14 protein-coding genes are annotated in these 16317 nt (G+C 69.9%); 9 read left to right on the top strand and 5 right to left on the bottom strand.

The features are described 5' to 3' along the window. Nucleotides 1-67 precede the first annotated feature (67 nt). The 3 genes from xseA to AC3ANK_RS12135 all read left to right on the top strand — a co-directional run bounded on the left by xseA (nucleotide 68) and on the right by AC3ANK_RS12135 (nucleotide 3717). Entirely contained in the window at nucleotides 68-1429 is a 1362-nt protein-coding gene (gene xseA / locus AC3ANK_RS12125) for an exodeoxyribonuclease VII large subunit (protein ID WP_484171304.1), read from the top strand. A gap of 65 nt (nucleotides 1430-1494) precedes the next feature. Continuing rightward, on the top strand, nucleotides 1495-2202 hold the full coding sequence (locus AC3ANK_RS12130; RefSeq protein WP_484171305.1) for a DUF1287 domain-containing protein: 708 nt from the start codon (nucleotides 1495-1497) through the stop codon (nucleotides 2200-2202). 42 nt (nucleotides 2203-2244) lie between these two features. Beyond that, on the top strand, nucleotides 2245-3717 hold the full coding sequence (locus AC3ANK_RS12135; RefSeq protein WP_484171306.1) for an aldehyde dehydrogenase family protein: 1473 nt from the start codon (nucleotides 2245-2247) through the stop codon (nucleotides 3715-3717). A gap of 21 nt (nucleotides 3718-3738) precedes the next feature. Here the strand turns inward: AC3ANK_RS12135 and AC3ANK_RS12140 are convergent, their stop codons facing one another. Further along, entirely contained in the window at nucleotides 3739-6621 is a 2883-nt protein-coding gene (locus AC3ANK_RS12140) for a sensor domain-containing phosphodiesterase (RefSeq protein ID WP_484171307.1), read from the bottom strand. Between the two features lie 208 nt (nucleotides 6622-6829). On the opposite strand from AC3ANK_RS12140, the gene AC3ANK_RS12145 reads away from it, so the two are divergent. The 5 genes from AC3ANK_RS12145 (at nucleotide 6830) to AC3ANK_RS12165 (ending at nucleotide 11160) form a co-directional block, all read left to right on the top strand. Then, nucleotides 6830-7384, top strand: a complete 555-nt coding sequence (locus AC3ANK_RS12145; RefSeq protein ID WP_484171308.1) for an RNA polymerase sigma factor — start codon at nucleotides 6830-6832, stop codon at nucleotides 7382-7384. Beyond that, a complete protein-coding gene (locus AC3ANK_RS12150; protein ID WP_484171309.1) occupies nucleotides 7381-8409 on the top strand; it encodes a hypothetical protein in 1029 nt (342 codons plus the stop codon). The genes AC3ANK_RS12145 and AC3ANK_RS12150 overlap by 4 nt, the downstream gene beginning before the upstream one ends. Then, a complete protein-coding gene (locus tag AC3ANK_RS12155; RefSeq protein WP_206861051.1) occupies nucleotides 8406-8990 on the top strand; it encodes an IMPACT family protein in 585 nt (194 codons plus the stop codon). Before AC3ANK_RS12150 ends, AC3ANK_RS12155 begins: the two co-directional genes overlap by 4 nt. A 101-nt stretch (nucleotides 8991-9091) precedes the next feature. Further along, nucleotides 9092-10852: an ABC transporter transmembrane domain-containing protein gene (locus AC3ANK_RS12160; protein ID WP_484171310.1), complete on the top strand. Its 1761-nt coding sequence runs from the start codon at nucleotides 9092-9094 to the stop codon at nucleotides 10850-10852. Between the two features lie 35 nt (nucleotides 10853-10887). Further along, entirely contained in the window at nucleotides 10888-11160 is a 273-nt protein-coding gene (locus AC3ANK_RS12165) for a KTSC domain-containing protein (RefSeq protein WP_484171311.1), read from the top strand. Nucleotides 11161-11258: 98 nt separating this feature from the next. Here AC3ANK_RS12165 and AC3ANK_RS12170 read toward each other — a convergent pair whose 3' ends face one another. Continuing rightward, complete coding sequence (locus tag AC3ANK_RS12170) at nucleotides 11259-12902, bottom strand: acyl-CoA dehydrogenase family protein (RefSeq protein WP_484171312.1); 1644 nt, start codon at nucleotides 12900-12902, stop codon at nucleotides 11259-11261. 201 nt (nucleotides 12903-13103) lie between these two features. On the opposite strand from AC3ANK_RS12170, the gene AC3ANK_RS12175 reads away from it, so the two are divergent. Further along, nucleotides 13104-13784, top strand: a complete 681-nt coding sequence (locus tag AC3ANK_RS12175; RefSeq protein ID WP_484171313.1) for a hypothetical protein — start codon at nucleotides 13104-13106, stop codon at nucleotides 13782-13784. Between the two features lie 58 nt (nucleotides 13785-13842). Here the strand turns inward: AC3ANK_RS12175 and AC3ANK_RS12180 are convergent, their stop codons facing one another. The 3 genes from AC3ANK_RS12180 to AC3ANK_RS12190 all read right to left on the bottom strand — a co-directional run bounded on the left by AC3ANK_RS12180 (nucleotide 13843) and on the right by AC3ANK_RS12190 (nucleotide 16285). After that, nucleotides 13843-15114 (bottom strand): FAD-dependent oxidoreductase, encoded by a 1272-nt coding sequence (locus tag AC3ANK_RS12180; protein WP_484171314.1) that lies wholly within the window; start codon nucleotides 15112-15114, stop codon nucleotides 13843-13845. A gap of 103 nt (nucleotides 15115-15217) precedes the next feature. Beyond that, nucleotides 15218-15424 carry a cold-shock protein gene (locus AC3ANK_RS12185; protein ID WP_115842987.1) on the bottom strand — a complete coding sequence of 69 codons (207 nt, stop codon included), beginning with the start codon at nucleotides 15422-15424 and terminating at the stop codon, nucleotides 15218-15220. Between the two features lie 96 nt (nucleotides 15425-15520). Continuing rightward, nucleotides 15521-16285, bottom strand: a complete 765-nt coding sequence (locus tag AC3ANK_RS12190; RefSeq protein WP_484171315.1) for an S-methyl-5'-thioinosine phosphorylase — start codon at nucleotides 16283-16285, stop codon at nucleotides 15521-15523. Nucleotides 16286-16317 lie beyond the last annotated feature (32 nt).

Consider the following 16317-nt stretch of genomic DNA (forward strand, 5'->3'; position numbering starts at 1 on the left):
GTGCGAACGATCACGTGACCGACGCCCCCTCCTGAGGTACCGTGGCCGGCCATCGAACGGCCCCGCCATGCCCTCCTTCGCCGACGCCAGCCGCCCCGACACGGTGCTCACGCCCAGCCAGCTGAACACGCTGGCGCGCGACCTGCTGGAAGGCGCCTTTCCCTCGATCTGGGTCGAGGGCGAGCTGGGCAACGTCTCGCGCCCCTCGTCGGGCCATCTGTACTTCACGATCAAGGACGCGCGCGCGCAGGTGCGCTGTGCGATGTTCCGGCCCAAGAGCAGCTGGCTGCGCTTCACTCCGCGCGAAGGGCTGCGCGTGCTCGGCCGGGGCCGGCTCACGCTGTACGAAGCGCGCGGCGAGTACCAGATGGTGTTCGACCACCTGGAGGAAGCCGGCGAAGGTGCGCTACGCCGCGCGTTCGAGGAACTCAAGGCGAAGCTCGCCGCCGAGGGCCTGTTCGACGCCGAACGCAAGCGCCCGCTGCCGCGCTTCGCGCGGCGCATCGGCGTGATCACCTCGCCCAGCGGCGCTGCCGTGCGCGACGTGCTGAGCGTGTTGTCGCGCCGTTTCCCGCTGGTGCAGGCCGACGTGCTGCCGGTGCCCGTGCAGGGCGAAGGCGCGGCGGCGCAGATCACCACGATGCTGCTCAAGGCGATCGCCGCGCAGCGCTATGACGTGATCGTGCTCGCGCGCGGCGGCGGTTCGCTGGAAGACCTGTGGGCGTTCAACGATGAACGGCTGGCGCGCACGATCGCCGCCTCGCCCGTGCCTATCGTCTCCGCCGTCGGCCACGAAACCGACTTCAGCCTCAGCGATTTCGCCGCCGACGTGCGCGCGCCGACGCCGTCGGTCGCCGCCGAACTGCTGGTGCCCAATCGCGAGGACCTGCTGCACCGGCTGCGCGTGCTCGACGCGCGCCTGCGCAACCTGCAACTGCAGCGGTTGCGCCAGGCGATGCAGCGCGCCGACCGCGCGGCGCTGCGCCTCAACGCGTTGCGTCCCCGCGCCCGGCTGGACATGTTGTGCCGGCGGCAGGCCGATGCGCTGCGTCGCCTCGACGCCGCATGGAAACGCCGCATCGAACGCGAACGCGCCCACCTTCGCCACGCCGACGCGGTGCTGCGCGCCGCGCATCCGCAGCGTCGCATCAACCGCCTGCGCGAACGCCTGGCCGCGATGGCGCAACGGCCGCAGTCGGCCATCGTGCGCCGGCTGTCGAAGGAAGCACTGCACCTGCGCGGACTCGCGCGCTCGCTCGAAGCGGTGAGCCCGCTGGCGACGGTCGCGCGCGGGTATTCGATCCTGCGCCACGACGACGGCCGGATCGTCCGCAGCGTGCTGGATGCGGCGCCGGGCGATCGGCTGTCCGCGCGCCTGTCCGATGGCGAACTGGCCGTCCGGGTGGAAGCGAAGGACACGCGCGACTGAGTGGCCGGGATCGCGCGCCGGATCGCGCATAGAATCGCCGCAACGCCACCGCCTACGGGCATCGCATGCGTCCATCCAGACCGGCCCGTCCGCTCCTGCTGGTATCGCTGTCCTTCTGCCTGATCGCCTGTGAACGTACTCCGGTGGCCCCGGCGCCCGCGCCAACCGCGACACAGCGCGCCGAGCCGCCCACGAGGCCACCGTCGCCGCCACTCGTCGCCGCCGCGCGCGAACAGATCGGAGTGACCGTGCGTTACGACCCGGAATACACCGCGATCGCTTACCCCAACGGCGACGTGCCGGTCGATCGCGGCGTGTGCACCGACGTGGTGGTCCGCGCCCTGCGCCGGCAAGGGCTCGACCTGCAACGTGCCGTGCACGAGGACATGCGCCGGAATTTCGCCGCCTATCCGCGCATGTGGGGCGCACGCGCGCCGGACCGCAACATCGACCATCGTCGCGTGCCGAACCTGATGCGCTGGTTCGCGCGACAGGGCTGGGAGCTGCCGCCGTCCGGAAACGCCGCGGATTACCAGCCGCAGGACATCGTCGCCTGGCGCCTGCAGGGCAGCGGGTTGCTGCACATCGGCATCGTGTCCGACCTCACCTCGCGCGAAGGCGTGCCGTTGATCCTGCACAACATCGGCTGGGGCACGCGCGAGGACGACATCCTGTTCGGCCACGCGATCATCGGCCATTACCGCCCGCCGGTCGCCGGGCTCGACGCCGTCGCGAACATGTCCGCGTCTCCCGCGCAGACCACCGCGCACTAACGGCCGCTCGCCTACACTGCCGGCTTTTCCGGGGAGTCCATCATGCCCAAGGACAAGAAGAAGACGCGCGCCGGCAAGGGATTGAAGTCGAGCTATCCCTACTACCTCGCCAACGCGCCGGTCGCGGCCAACACCGACCTCGACGTGCTCGAAAAATACAGCGGCAAGCGCGCGACGCGCGTGGCGCTGGCGGACGCCGCGGCCGTGCGCAAGGCGATCGTCGCCGGTTACCAGGCGCGCGAGTCGATGGCGGCATTCCCGCCGGACGCGCGCCGCGACGTGCTCGAACATTGCGTGCGGCGCTTCACCGAGCGCTTCGAGGAACTCGCGCTCGCGCTGTGCATCGAAGCCGGCAAGCCCATCCGCGACGCGCGCGGCGAAGTCACGCGACTGATCGACACCTTCCGCATCGCCGCCGGTGAAGCCACGCGCATCGGTGGCGAGGTGATCGAGCTGCAGATCTCGCCACGCACCCGCGGTTATCGCGGGATGACGAAGCGCGTGCCGATCGGCCTGTGCGGGTTCATCACACCGTTCAATTTCCCGCTGAACCTGGTCGCGCACAAGGTTGCGCCGGCGATCGCCGCCGGCTGCCCGTTCGTGCTGAAACCTTCGGAGAAAACCCCGATCGGCGCGCTGATCATCGGCGAGATCCTGGCCGAGACCGACCTGCCGAAAGGCGCGTTCTCCATCCTCGCCTGCAGCAACGACGACGCCGCGCAGCTGGTCGAGGACGAGCGCGTCGCGCTGTTGAGTTTCACCGGCGGCCTTGTCGGCTGGGACCTGAAGGCGCGCGCCGGTCGCAAGAAGGTGACGCTGGAACTCGGCGGCAACGCGGCATGCATCGTCGATGACGAGCCGGGCGCATCGCTGGATCACGTCGTCGAGCGCCTCGTCTTCGGCGCGTACTACCAGAGCGGCCAGAGCTGCATCAGCGTGCAGCGCATCCACGCGCACGCGGCGGTGTACGACAAGCTGCGCAAGAAGCTCAAGGCCGCGGTGGCGAAGCTGCGCATGGGCGATCCGCGCGAAGAGTCCACCTTCATCGGTCCGATGATCGACGAGAAGGCCGCGCAACGCATCGAGTCGTGGATCGCCGCCGCGCGCAAGGGCGGCGCGAAACGGCTGGCCGGCGGCGAACGCAACGGCAACATGGTGCCGGCGGCGCTGCTGGAAAACGTGCCGCACGACAGCGACCTGTACCGCAAGGAAGCCTTCGCGCCGGTCGCATTGATCGAACCCTTCGAGGACTTCGAACGGGTGCTCGACCAGGTCAACGACAGCGATTTCGGCCTGCAGGCCGGCGTGTTCACCGGCCGGCTGGAACACGCGATGCGCGCGTGGGACCGGCTGGACGTCGGCGGCGTGATCGTCGGCGACGTGCCGAGCTTCCGTGTCGACAACATGCCCTACGGCGGCGTGAAGCACTCGGGCCTCGGGCGCGAGGGCGTGCGTTACGCGATGGAGGACATGACCGAACAGCGGCTGCTGGTGATCCGCGATCCGGTGGAGTGACCGCGGCGCTGCGGCGCCGGATCAGCTGGTGACGGCAACCTTCAGCGGCGCCACGCGCAGGCGTTCGGCCGGATAGCCGAACAGATAGCCCTGCCCGTACGTGCAGCCCAGTTCGCGCAAGGTCGCGCGCTGGGCTTCGTTTTCCACGCCCTCGCCGATGGTGTGGATGCCCAGCGTGCCGGCCAGCGCCTGGATCGCGCGAACGACCGCTACGCTTTCCGGCTGTGTGTCGCCGACCAGGCCGGAGACGAAACTCTGGTCGATCTTCAGGCATTCGATCGGGAAGCGGTGCAGGTACGACAGCGCCGAGAAGCCGGTGCCGAAGTCGTCCAGCTGCGCCAGCACGCCGTGGCTGCGCAGCGTGCGCAGCATGCGCAGCGCGCGCGGCACGTCGTCGAGCAGCGCGACCTCGGTGATCTCGATGCGCAGGCGATGCGGGTCCGCGCCGGCCTGGTCGATCATCCGCAGCAGCCGGTCGGCGAAGTCCGACGAGCGGAAGTGCCGCGGCGACACGTTCACCGAGATGTAGCCCTCGCCGCCGCGCGCGAGTTCGTCCATCACCTGCCGGTACAGGATCCAGTCGACCTCCTCGATCAGGCCGCTGTCCTCGCCCACGCCGATGAATTCACTCGGCGTGAGCAGGCCACGGCGTTCGTGGCGCCAGCGCAGCAGCGCTTCGTGGCCGATCACGCGCTGGTCGTCCAGACGCACGATCGGCTGGTAGAACGCGACGAAGCCATCGCCGTTGATCGCGCGGCGCAGGTCGGCTTCGAGGTCGAGGATGCGCACGGCCTCCTCGCGCATCGCCTCGTCGAACACGGCGCAGCGATCGCGGCCGGCCGACTTGGCGCGATACATGGCCGCGTCCGCATCGCGCAGCAGTTCGGCGCCGGTGCGATAGCGCGGATGCCACAGCGCGATGCCCAGGCTCGCCGACGGGAAGACTTCGCGACCGGCGATCCAGCACGGTTCGCCCAGCGCGCGCAGCACGCGCTGCGCGAGTTCCTCGGCGACCTGCGGGCCGTCGATGTCCTCGATGAGGATCGCGTACTCGTCGCCGCCCAGGCGCGCGACGGTATCGTCGGTGCGCACCGCATCGACGATGCGCCGGCCGGTTTCGATCAGCAGTTCGTCGCCTGCGGAATGACCGACGGAATCGTTGACCAGCTTGAAGCGGTCAAGGTCGAGGAACAGCACCGCGAAAGTGCGCTGCGAATCACCCTGCGCACGCGCGATGGCGTGCGACAGGCGATCGAGCAGTTGGCTGCGGTTGGGCAACCCGGTGAGCGCGTCGTGCGTGGCCTGATGCGTGAGCTGCTGCTCCACGCGCAAACGCTCGCCGATCTGCGAAAGCAGTTCCGCATTCGCCTGCGCCAGTTCGCGCGTGCGCGATTCCACGCGCTGTTCGAGTTCCGCATGCGCGGCGACCAGGCGATCCTGCGACTGCTTGCGCGCCAGGCCAATGGAGATGTGGTGCGCGACGAACGTCAGCAGTTCCTGGTCGCGCACGCTGAAGTTGATCGCGGGGGAATAGCTCTGCACGGTGATCACGCCGACCACCGCCTCGTTGCGGAACAGCGGCACGCCCAGCCAGCAATGCGCCAGCGAACCACGGCTGCGCAGCACGCCCTGCGTTTCCAGCGCGGCGATGCGCTTGCGGTCGGCCAGCAGCGGCCGGCCGCGTGCGATCACGTACTCGGTCAGGCCCGAGGTGAGCTTGCGCGTTTCGCGTACGGCATCGCGTTCGTCGATCGAGTACGGGAATTCCAGCCGCTCGCCGTCGTCGGTGAGCAGTGCGATGTAGAAGTTGCGCGCGTACAGCAGGTCGCTGACGACGTCGTGCACCTGCGTGTAGAAGCGTTCCAGCGTCTCGGAGGTGATCGACAGCTCGGCGATGCGGAACAGCGCGCGTTGCAGGCGTTCGGCGCGCTGGCGCTCGATGATCTCCGCCTGCAGGTCGCGGTTGCTCAGCTGCAGCGCCTGCGTGCGCTCCTCGACGCGGCGTTCGAGTTCCTCGCGCGCATGGAAGCGGTCGAGCGCGGTCAGGATGTGCTGCGCGACGAAGGCGAGCAGCGCGCGTTCCTCTTCGCCATAGACATCGGGGCGGTCGTAGCTCTGCACCACGATCGCACCGCAGATGCGGTCGTCGCGACGCATCGGCACGCCGAGCCAGTCCTCGCTGTCCGGACCGTGGCGGATGTCGCGCGCGACGCCGAGGCGTTCGCGGATCGCGGCCGACGGCCCCTGCAGCGGCTCGCCATGGCGCAGCAGCGCGACGGTCACCGAATTCGGCATCTCCTCCACGGGGATGTCGCGCTCGGGCTCGGCCACGTAGGTGTCGCGCTGGTCGGCGAAGTACAGGAAGCGCATCGAATCGCGCACGTCGTCGTACAGCACGATGTACAGGTTCGCCGCGTACATCAGGCCGGCGACGACGGTGTGGATCCGGCGCAGCATGTCGGCCAGTTCGAGGTCCGAGCCGGCAAGATCCGCGATCTCGAACAGCGCCTGCTGCAGCCGTTCGGATTTCTCCAGCGACTCCGCGCGCGCCAGCGTGCGCAGCGCCACCAGGTGCGCGCCGATGACGATGCGCGCCAGCGCCAGCCACATCTCGCGCGTTTCCGACGACAGCGCCGCCGGCAGCTGCGCGGCGAGGCCGACGCGCACGCCTTCGGAGGTGGTCCAGCTCGCCTCGATGCGCTGGGAATGCTGGGTCAGCGGATCGCGGGTGAGCAGCGACTCGGCGCGGTGGGCCAGCGACGAGCTCGCGCCGGGCGAAGCCGATCCGGCCACACCGCCGTAGCCGTCGCGCCACAGCACGGCGACTTCCGACCCGGCCGGCAGGGCTTCCTGCAGCGTGTCCGCGAGCGCGTCCCGCCCGCTGCGGGCGTCGACGATTCTCACGGCCTTGGGCCTGGGACGAGTGGACACTGCGGAAGAAACCCCTGGGCGGACGGGGCAGGATAACGCGGCAATTCGTCCGCGTGCTCAACCCCATCCGGAACTGCGACCCGTTCGTCTGAATATGAACCTCGCAGCGCATGCGGTCGCCGGACCGGCCCGCGACTCCCGCGACTTCCCGCCGGCGCCCTCACCCCGTACCCTGCCGCGCATGAATGCGGGAGCGGACACCGACGACGACGTGCTGATGCTGGCCTGGGCGGCCGGCGACGCCGCGTCGTTCGAGCTGCTCTACGCGCGCCATCGCGGGCCGCTGTACCGATTCCTGCTGCGGCAGGTGCGCGATCCGGCGCTTGCGGACGAGTTCTTCCAGGACGTCTGGCAGCGCGTGATCGCCGCGCGCCAGGGCTGGAAACCCGAGGCCGCGTTCAGGACCTGGCTGTTCCGCATCGCCCACAATCGCCTCAACGATTACTGGCGCGGTCTTAAGCACCGCCCCGCCGCGCCCGACGACGCCGACGAGCGCGCTGCCCGAGTGCCCGACCCGAGCAGCCCGGAGCGCGAGCTGTCGGAGTTCGAACAGCGCCGTCGCCTGCAGCTGGCGATCGAGGAACTTCCCGAAGAGCAGCGCGAAGCCGTGCTGCTGCGGCTGGAGCAGGAACTGAGCCTGGAGGAGATCGGCGCGATCACCGGCGCCGGCCGGGAAACCGTCAAGTCGCGGCTTCGCTATGCGATGGACAAGCTGCGCGCGAGATTGAACGAATGAGCCGCTTCGACGACGAACCGCTGAGCCCGGAAGAACGCGCGCTGGCCGACCGCCTGGCGCGGCTGGGCCCGCACGATGGCCCGTCGGCGGCGCTGGACGCGAAGATCCTCGCCGCGGCCCACGCCGCCGTGGCGGGACCCGCGCGCCGTCGCCGCCGGCTGGGACTCACCGCGATTCCCGGCGGACTGATCACCGGCGCCGGCATGGCCGCCGCGCTGGTGCTGGTCATCGGCACCGTGTGGCAGTTGCGGCCGTCCGATCCGGCGCCGCGTCCGGCGCGCGGCGAGGGCGATGGTGCCTATGTCAGCGCGGAAATCATCGAACGACGCCAGCAGGTGGTGGCGCCGCCGCCGCCTGCCGCGGAAGCGCCCGCGACGGCGAAGGCGTTGAACCCGCCGCCTGTGGACCGGGCTGCGGTGGTGGCGCAGCGAAAGGCGACCGCAGCGGCTCCGGCCGCTGCTCCGGCGCCCTTGCCGGAGGAAGCACCGGCCGGCGCGGCACCCCGCATCGCGACGGTCGGTCCGGACGAGCATCCCGCCGCGTTCCGCAAGGACGCCGCGGATGCGCGAAGCCGGGATGCCTTCGCCGCCCCGGCGGCGGCTCCCGTGGCGCCGCGCGAAGTGCAGGCGTACTCCGATGCCGAACGGGGCGAGGCTTTCCAGCTCGCCCGCGCACGCCAGCAACGCAGCGACGAGCAGACGGTCGCCGCCCAACGCGACGTCGCGGCCTCCGTGCCTGCCGCAGCTTCCGCCGCCGCCCCGGCCAGTGCCGAACCGCCGTCCACGCTCGATCGCGTCGAAGTCACCGGCAGCCGGCTCGCTTCGGAGGGCGGGATCGCCGCCACGCCCGTCGTCGAGGACGCGCGCCTGGAGCCGGCCGCATGGCTCGAACGCATCCGCGAGCGCCGCGACGCCGGCAACGTCGAGGACGCGCGCGAAAGCCTCGCGCAGTTCCGCAAGGCGTATCCGCGCGTGCGCCTGCCGCGCGACCTGCGCGCGCTCGCGCAGCCCGCCACGACGCGATGAGCAGCACGCTCGCCGGCCCGACCTCGCATGTACTGGAGGTCAAGCACAGCCGTTTCCTGGTGAACGCCGCGCCGGTCGAGACGCCGGAGGACGCGCTGGCATTCGTCGCGCGCGTCGGCGATCCCGACGCCACGCACAACTGCTGGGCCTACCGCATCGGCGGCGAATACCGCTTCAACGACGACGGCGAACCGGCCGGTACCGCCGGACGCCCGATCCTCGCCGCCATCGACGGCCAGGGCCTGGACCGCGTGGTCGCGGTGGTGACGCGCTGGTTTGGCGGCATCAAGCTCGGCGCGGGCGGCCTCGTTCGCGCCTACGGCGGCAGCGCGGCCGAATGCCTGCGCATCGCGCCGCGTCGCCCGCTGGTGGTGTTCGCCGAATTCCGCCTCGCCTACCCGTTCGCCGAAACCGGCACGGTGCACGCACTGATCGCGCAATTCGAGGCGGAAAAACTCGACGAACGCTTCGAGACGGACGGCGTCCACCTGCTCTTGCGCCTGCCGGCCGATCGTGCCGACACCTTGAAAGCCCGCCTGCGCGACGCCACCCGTGATCGGGTGCGTTTCTCCGAGGCGTAGGCGGTTCTCCCGCCGAGGCCGAAACGCGGAAACTTCCGACACTCGCGCGCGGTCCGTTCCGCGTTCCGCGGTTCCACCGCCGCCTCCATACTGGCCATCCGATGACCGACGCCCCATCCGCCAACGCTCCGATCGGCAGTTTGCGCACGCTGTGGCCGTTCGTGCGCCGCCACCGCACACTGTTCGTCGCCTGGCTCGTCGCGCTGGCAGGATCCAGCGCGGCCACGCTCAGCCTGCCGGTCGCGTTCCGCACGATGATCGACCAGGGCTTCGCGCAGGGCGGCGGCGCGGCGATCGATCGGGCATTCCTGCTGCTGTTCGCCGTGGCGGTGGCGCTCGCGCTGGCGACCGCCGCGCGCTTCTTCTTCGTCTCGCTCCTGGGCGAACGCGTGGTGGCCGACCTGCGCGAACGCCTCTATTCGCATCTCATCGCACTCGATGCCGGTTTCCACGACCGGAACCGCAGCGGCGAACTCGTCTCGCGCCTCACCGCGGACGCCGAACTGCTGCGCAGCGTGGTGGGATCGAGCATGTCGGTCGCGCTGCGAAGTCTCGTGACCGTCGTAGGCAGCCTGGCGATGCTGTTCGTCACCGCGCCGCGGCTGGCGGCGTTCGCGCTGGTAGGCATCCCGCTGGCGGTATTGCCGATCGTCGTCGGCGGGCGACGGTTGAAGAAGATCTCGCGCGCCAGCCAGGACCGCATCGCCGACGCCAACACGCTGGCCAACGAAACCCTCGGCGCGATCCGCACCGTGCAGGCGCACGCGCGCGAGCCGTACGAACGCGACCGCTTCGGCACCGCTCTGCGCGAAGCCGTCGACACCGCGCGTCGCCGCATCCAGGCGCAGGCCTGGGTCACCGCCATCGCCATCGTGCTGATCTTCGGCGCGATCACCCTGGTGCTGTGGTCCGGCGCGCACGATGTCGTCGCCGGCCGCATGAGTGCGGGCACGCTGGGCCAGTTCGTGCTCTACGCGTTGATCGGCGGCGGTTCGGTCGGCGCGTTGGCCGAAGTCTGGAACGAACTGCAACGCGCGGCCGGCGGCATGGGGCGCATCAGCGAACTGCTGGTGGAAACCGCCTCCGTGAAACCGCCCGCGCATCCGGTTGCGCTGCCGAAGCCCGTGCGAGGCGAGCTGGCGTTCGAACGCGTGAGCTTCCACTACCCGCTCCGACCCGATGCGCCAGCCTTGGAGGATTTCGATCTGCGCGTGCGGCCCGGTGAGACGGTCGCGCTGGTGGGTCCATCGGGCGCGGGCAAGAGCACCGTGTTCTCGATGCTGTTGCGCTTCCACGATCCGCAGTCCGGCGCGGTGCGCGTGGACGGCGCCGACGTGCGCCAGCTCGATCCGGCCGAACTGCGCGAGTCGATCGCGCTCGTGCCGCAACAGCCGACGATATTCGCGGCAAGCGCGCGCGACAACATTCGTTACGGGCGCCTCGACGCGAGCGACGCGGACGTCGTGCACGCCGTCAAGGCCGCGCATGCGTCGGACTTCATCGCCGCCCTGCCGCAGCGGCTGGACACCGAGCTCGGCGAACGCGGCGCGCGCCTCTCCGGCGGCCAGCAGCAGCGCATCGCCATCGCCCGTGCGCTGTTGAAGGACGCGCCGATCCTGCTGCTCGACGAGGCCACCAGCGCGCTGGACGCGCAGAGCGAACGTGCCGTGCAGCAGGCGCTGGAAACGCTGATGGAAGGCCGGACCACGCTGGTGATCGCGCACCGGCTCGCCACCGTGCTCAAGGCCGACCGCATCGTCGTGATGGATCACGGCCGCATCATCGCCGAGGGCACGCACGAGCAACTGCTGGCGCAGGGCGGGCTGTATTCGGAACTGGCCAAGTTGCAGTTCCTGGATTGATTCAGGAATCTGACGCCTCGCCAAGGTGGTGAGGCATGGATGGATTGCCCCAACATGGAGCGCAAGATCTGCCGCCTGAGCCGCACTCGACCAACGAAGGAGCCAACATGGACATGATTCCAGTCCACTCTTCCGCCATCGACGCCGTGGGATACGACGCGTCGACCATGCGAATGAATATCCGCTTCAAGGAAGGACACAGCTACGACTTCTGTGGCGTTCCGAAGCACGTCTTCGACGGTCTCATGCGCGCCGCTTCAAAGGGCAACTTTTACAACGACCATATTCGCGGCAAATACCAGTGCTGAGCACCACGTCGATCACCGACACGCCGGCCTACCCCGCTCCGCGCTGAGCGCCGGCACTGCAGCTCTTCGGTCTTATCGCGAAGCAGATACCGCGTTGATCACGAGCCAACCCAGGCTCGCTGTATCAACGTGCCCAGCTCGAAATCCCGCGGCAACGTTCCGTACGCATTGCCATGATCGCCACCGATGCGCGTGGTGCAGAACGCCGCCGCCATCGGGCTGCCGTTGCGCAGCAGCAGGCTCGCCTGCAACGCGATCGCCAGTGCTTCCACCCAGCGTCGAGCCTCGACTTCACCCGGCACGCTCCGGCCTTCCAGCACCGGCCGCAGCTCGGCGAGTTCCGCGTCGAAATCCGGATCGAGCTGACCCGCCACCTCGAGTTCGGCCAGCAGCGCGCGTCCGGTCTGCGGCTCGCGTTGCAGCGCTCGCAGCACGTCCAGGCACTGGATGTTGCCGCTGCCTTCCCAGATCGAATTCAGCGGCGCCTGCCGATAGAGGCGCGGCAGCATCGATTCCTCGATGTAACCCGCGCCACCCAGGCATTCCTGCGCCTCGTTGACGAAGCCCGGCGCGCGGCGGCATATCCAGTACTTGCCGGCGGCCGTGGCGATGCGTGCGAACGCGGCTTCCTGTGGATCGTACGGAGCGCGGTCGACCGCACGCGCCACGCGCATCGCCAAGGCGATCGACGCCTCGGCCTCGATCGCCAGGTCCGCCAGCACGTTGCGCATCAACGCGTGATCGGCCAGGCGCTTGCCGAAGCTCGCGCGGTGATGCGTGTGATGCATCGCCTGCGCCAGCGCCATGCGCATTTCCGCGGCGGCGCCGAGCATGCAGTCCAGCCGCGTGAGCATCACCATCTCGATGATGGTCGCCACGCCGCGCCCTTCCTCGCCGATGCGGTACGCCCACGCGTCCATGAACTCGACTTCCGATGACGCGTTCGACCAGTCGCCGAGCTTGTCCTTCAGCCGCATCAGCGCGAAGGCGTTCTTGACGCCGTCGGGCGTCCATCGCGGCATCAGGAAGCAGCTGAGCCCGGCGGGCGCCTGCGCGAGCACGAGGAACGCGTCGGACATCGGCGCGGAGAAAAACCACTTGTGGCCGACCAGCCGGTATTCGCCCTCGCCGGACAGCGGCATCGCGACGGTCGTGTTGGCGCGTACGTCGCTGCCGCCCTGCTTCTCGGTCATGCCCATGCCGAGGGTGATGCCCAGCTTCTGCTCGCACACGATGTCGCGCGGGTCGTAGAACGGCGACGTCGCCTTGCCTTCCCAACCGGCCAGCCGCGGTGCGTGGCGCAGCACCGGCACGGCGGCGTGCGTCATCGTCAACGGACAGCTCGTGCCCGGTTCGACCTGATGGTGCAGGTAGCTCAGCGCCGCGCGCGCGACGTGCGCGCCCGGACGCGGCTGCGCCCACGACAACCCCGCGACGCCGTGTTCGATCGCCGCCTGCATGATGCGGTGGTAGTTCGGATGGAACTCGACCAGGTCGATGCGCTGGCCGAAACGATCGTGCGTGCGCAGCCGCGGCCGGTCGCGATGCGCGTCGAAACTGAGCCGGTACAGCTCGTCGCCGGCGAGCGCGCCGTAGGTCGCCAGCGACTCGGCGAAATCGCCGCCGCCCTCGCGAACCACCGCCTCGCGCAGCGCGACGTCGTCCTTCCACAGGTCGCGCGGGGCGAATTCCGGCGGCTGGTTCTCGACGCGATGCGTGGCAAACGGCGGCAGAGGGTCCACTGCGGCTCCTGCGGGGATGGAGGGGCACCGATGAAACGATTCTAGGAGGACACAGGGGGCCTCCGGAACGCTACGTAGGCCGGCCCGGGCGGCGGCCGCTGCCATCGGGAAAAAACCGCATGTCCGCCGGAACGGGCCGCCAATAAGGTGCGCGCCCGGCCGGCACATCGCCAGGACGGCACCGACTCTCAAGGAACGTACATGAACAAGCTCCTCCCCCTGCTCCTGCTGTCCACGACGGCTTTTTCGGCGAACGCCGCCGGCCTGCGCTACAGCTTCGTCGAGGCCGGTTATGCGCAGGCGAAGATCGACTCCGGCAGCGACCAGGCCCTCGGCCAGGACCAGTGGGCCCACATCGACGACATGAAGCCCAGGGGCGCCTACGTGCGCGGCTCCGTGGCGGCCGGCGAAACGCTGTACGTGCTCGCCGATTACCGCCAGGGCAAGGACACTACCGGTTTCGGCATCGGCAACGCCGTGACGTCCTCGGACGGCTCGTTCGAAGCGGACGTCGAGCAGGGCTCGATCGGCCTGGGCTTCCACCACGGGATCTCCGAACGCACCGACCTCATCGGCGAAGTCGCCTACCTGTGGACGCACGCCAAGGTGTACGACGTCCGTGTCGACGGCCGCCACAGCCTCAACACGAGCGATGCCGGCGCGAGCGACGCCCGGTTGTCGGTCGGCGTGCGCAGCCGCATGGGCAAGCATGTCGAAGGCTGGGCGCTGGCGAACTACATCGGTGGCGATGCCTACGACCGCGATTTCGGCGCCACGCTCGGCGGCCAGCTGAAGCTCAACGAGACCTGGGGCCTGGTCGGCGAAGCCAACCTCGGCGGCACGATCAGCGAATACCGCGTCGGCATTCGCGCCAGCTTCTGACGCGCCCGCCGCGATTGGCTCGTGAGGGAAGCCCCGCTCCGGCGGGGCTTTTCGTTCGCTACGACGCCTCGCCGGCGGGACGGCCCAGCGCGAGGAAGCTGCGCTCGGCCAATGCATCGAGGAAGCCGGGGTCGAGCGCGAACGTGCCCAGCCAGCCGCGGCGCGTCCCGGTGAGCACGCGCAGCATCTGCCCGCGCCCGCCCGGCACGCGTGAGAGCGGATGGAAGACGAGGTCGCGCATTGCCGCCAGGCGATCGCGTTCGGACTGGAACAGCGGCGTCAGCCAGCGGCTCCAGAAGTGATACGCCGACAGATGATCGCGGCGGCGGCGTTCGTAATCGGCGAAAGCATCGGCGGTGCGGCCGTGCGTCCGCAACGCGTCGCGCAGCGCCAGCGCGTCGGCGAGCGCCATGTTCACGCCCAGCCCGAGCTGCGGGCTCATCGCATGCGCGGCATCGCCCATCAGCACCGCGCGACCACGATGCCAGCGACGCTGCACGGTGTCGCGATAGCGCGCCTGCGCGAGGCCGGCCGGAACCGCGGTATCGCGCAGGCGTTCGGCGGCTTCGGGCCACACGGCGGCGACGTCGTCGCGCCAGGCGGCCTCATCCGTGCCAGCGCTCGGCAGCGCGGCGGCAGGCAGGCTCCAGAAGAAACTCAAGCGCGGCACGGAATCGCCAGGCCGCGTGCCGACCGGCAGCATGCCGGCCATGCGGCGGGCGCCGACGTAGCGCTGGCGCAGCTCGTCGGGGAACGCCCACGCCTCCTGCGCGACCAGGCACCACTGCGCGCCCCACGGGTACGGCCGATCGAGTGCCGGCGCGGCGACCGCGCCGCGCAGCGCCGAGGCCGAGCCGTCGGCGACGATCACCACGTCGAACGCGCCGTGTTCGGCGCCATGTTCGTCGCGCAGCACGCCACGATCGGCGTCCACCTCGACGATGCGCCGGCCGCAATGCACGCGGCGGCCTTCGCGCCATGCGTCGTCCAGCAGCCCGAACAGCGCGCCGCGCTGCATGCCCAGGCCGAAGAAGCGCGGCTCCAGCTCGTGGTAGCGCATGTCCATCACCGCGCGCCCGGCGGTGGTCTCGCCGAACAGGCGGCCGATGCGCGCGCCGTGCGCCAGCGCCGCGTCGAGAAGGCCGAGCTCCCACAGCACCGCCAGTCCGGTCGGCTGCAGCAGGAAGCCGGCGCCGACGGGGCCGAGTACCGGTGCGCGTTCGAAGACCTCGACGTCATGCCCGTCGCGCGTGAACAACAACGCAGCCGCCTGCCCGGCCGTGCCGTAGCCGACGATGCCGATGCGCAGGGGCGAAGCTGGAAGTTCCATCCTTGAACCGGTCGTGCCTTCGGTCAGTGCCCGCGGTCGGGGCGAAAAAAAGGCCCCGCGAGAGCGGGGCCTTCGAACGCGATGTGGCGTGGTTCCCGAGGGATCACGCGACCACGTTGATGTTGGACGCCTGGGCGCCCTTCGGGCCCTGCGTCAGCTCGTAGCTCACGCGCTGGCCTTCCTGCAGGCTGCGGAAGCCCTTGGCGTTGATCGCGGAGAAGTGCGCGAACACATCTGCGCTGCCATCTTCGGGGGAAATGAACCCGAAGCCCTTGGCGTCGTTGAACCACTTCACGGTGCCGTACTGCATGTCCTTGTCAACCTCATGCTGGATGCGAGTCGCGCACCGACGCGGATGCGATCCGGAGCGCCCGGCGAGTATGCAAACTGAATGCCGGCTTGACAATCACCTTTTGACAGGGGCGCCGAGCAGGGCCGACAGGAGGCGCGGCAGGCCGGACGAAGCGGCGGCGACATTGTCCAGGACATCCTGCAGCGTGATGACCTCGTCGACGTCCGGCCCCGCCCCCGCCGCCCAGTTGGCGACGATGGCCAGGCAGGCGTACTCCAGCCCCAGTTCGCGGGCGAGTCCGGCCTCGGGCATGCCGGTCATGCCGACCAGGTCGCAGCCGTCGCGCCGCATGCGGGCGATCTCCGCGCGGGTTTCCAGGCGCGGGCCCTGGGTGGCGCCGTAGCAGCCGTCGGCGACCAGTTCGACGCCGGCCCGCTGGGCGGCCTCGATGACCGCCTCGCGCAGCGAGCGCGTGTACGGCTCGCCGAAATCCACGTGCAGCACGTCGGTGCCGGGCTCCTCGCAGATCGTCGAGATGCGGCCCCAGGTGTAGTCGATCAGCTGGTCCGGGCAGGCCAGCACGCGCGGGCCGAAGCGTTCGGTGATGCCGCCGACGGTGTTCATCGCGAGCACGCGCGTGGCGCCGAGCGCCTGCAGCGCGGCGAGGTTGGCGCGGTAGTTGATCTTGTGCGGCGGCAGTGAATGGCCTTCGCCATGGCGCGCCAGGAACGCGACGCGGTGGCCATCGAGCGTGCCGATGCGGATGGGCCCGGACGGCGCGCCGAAGCGCGTGTCGGGCTGCTGCGTCTCCACGTCCTGCAGGTCGGCCAGCTTGTACAGGCCGGTGCCGCCGATGACGGCGAGTTCGATGTTGCTCATTCGGTTTCTCTGGTTTGCGTGTCGGCTCGAGA

Source organism: Lysobacter sp. SCRH-1R (genome assembly GCF_057747855.1).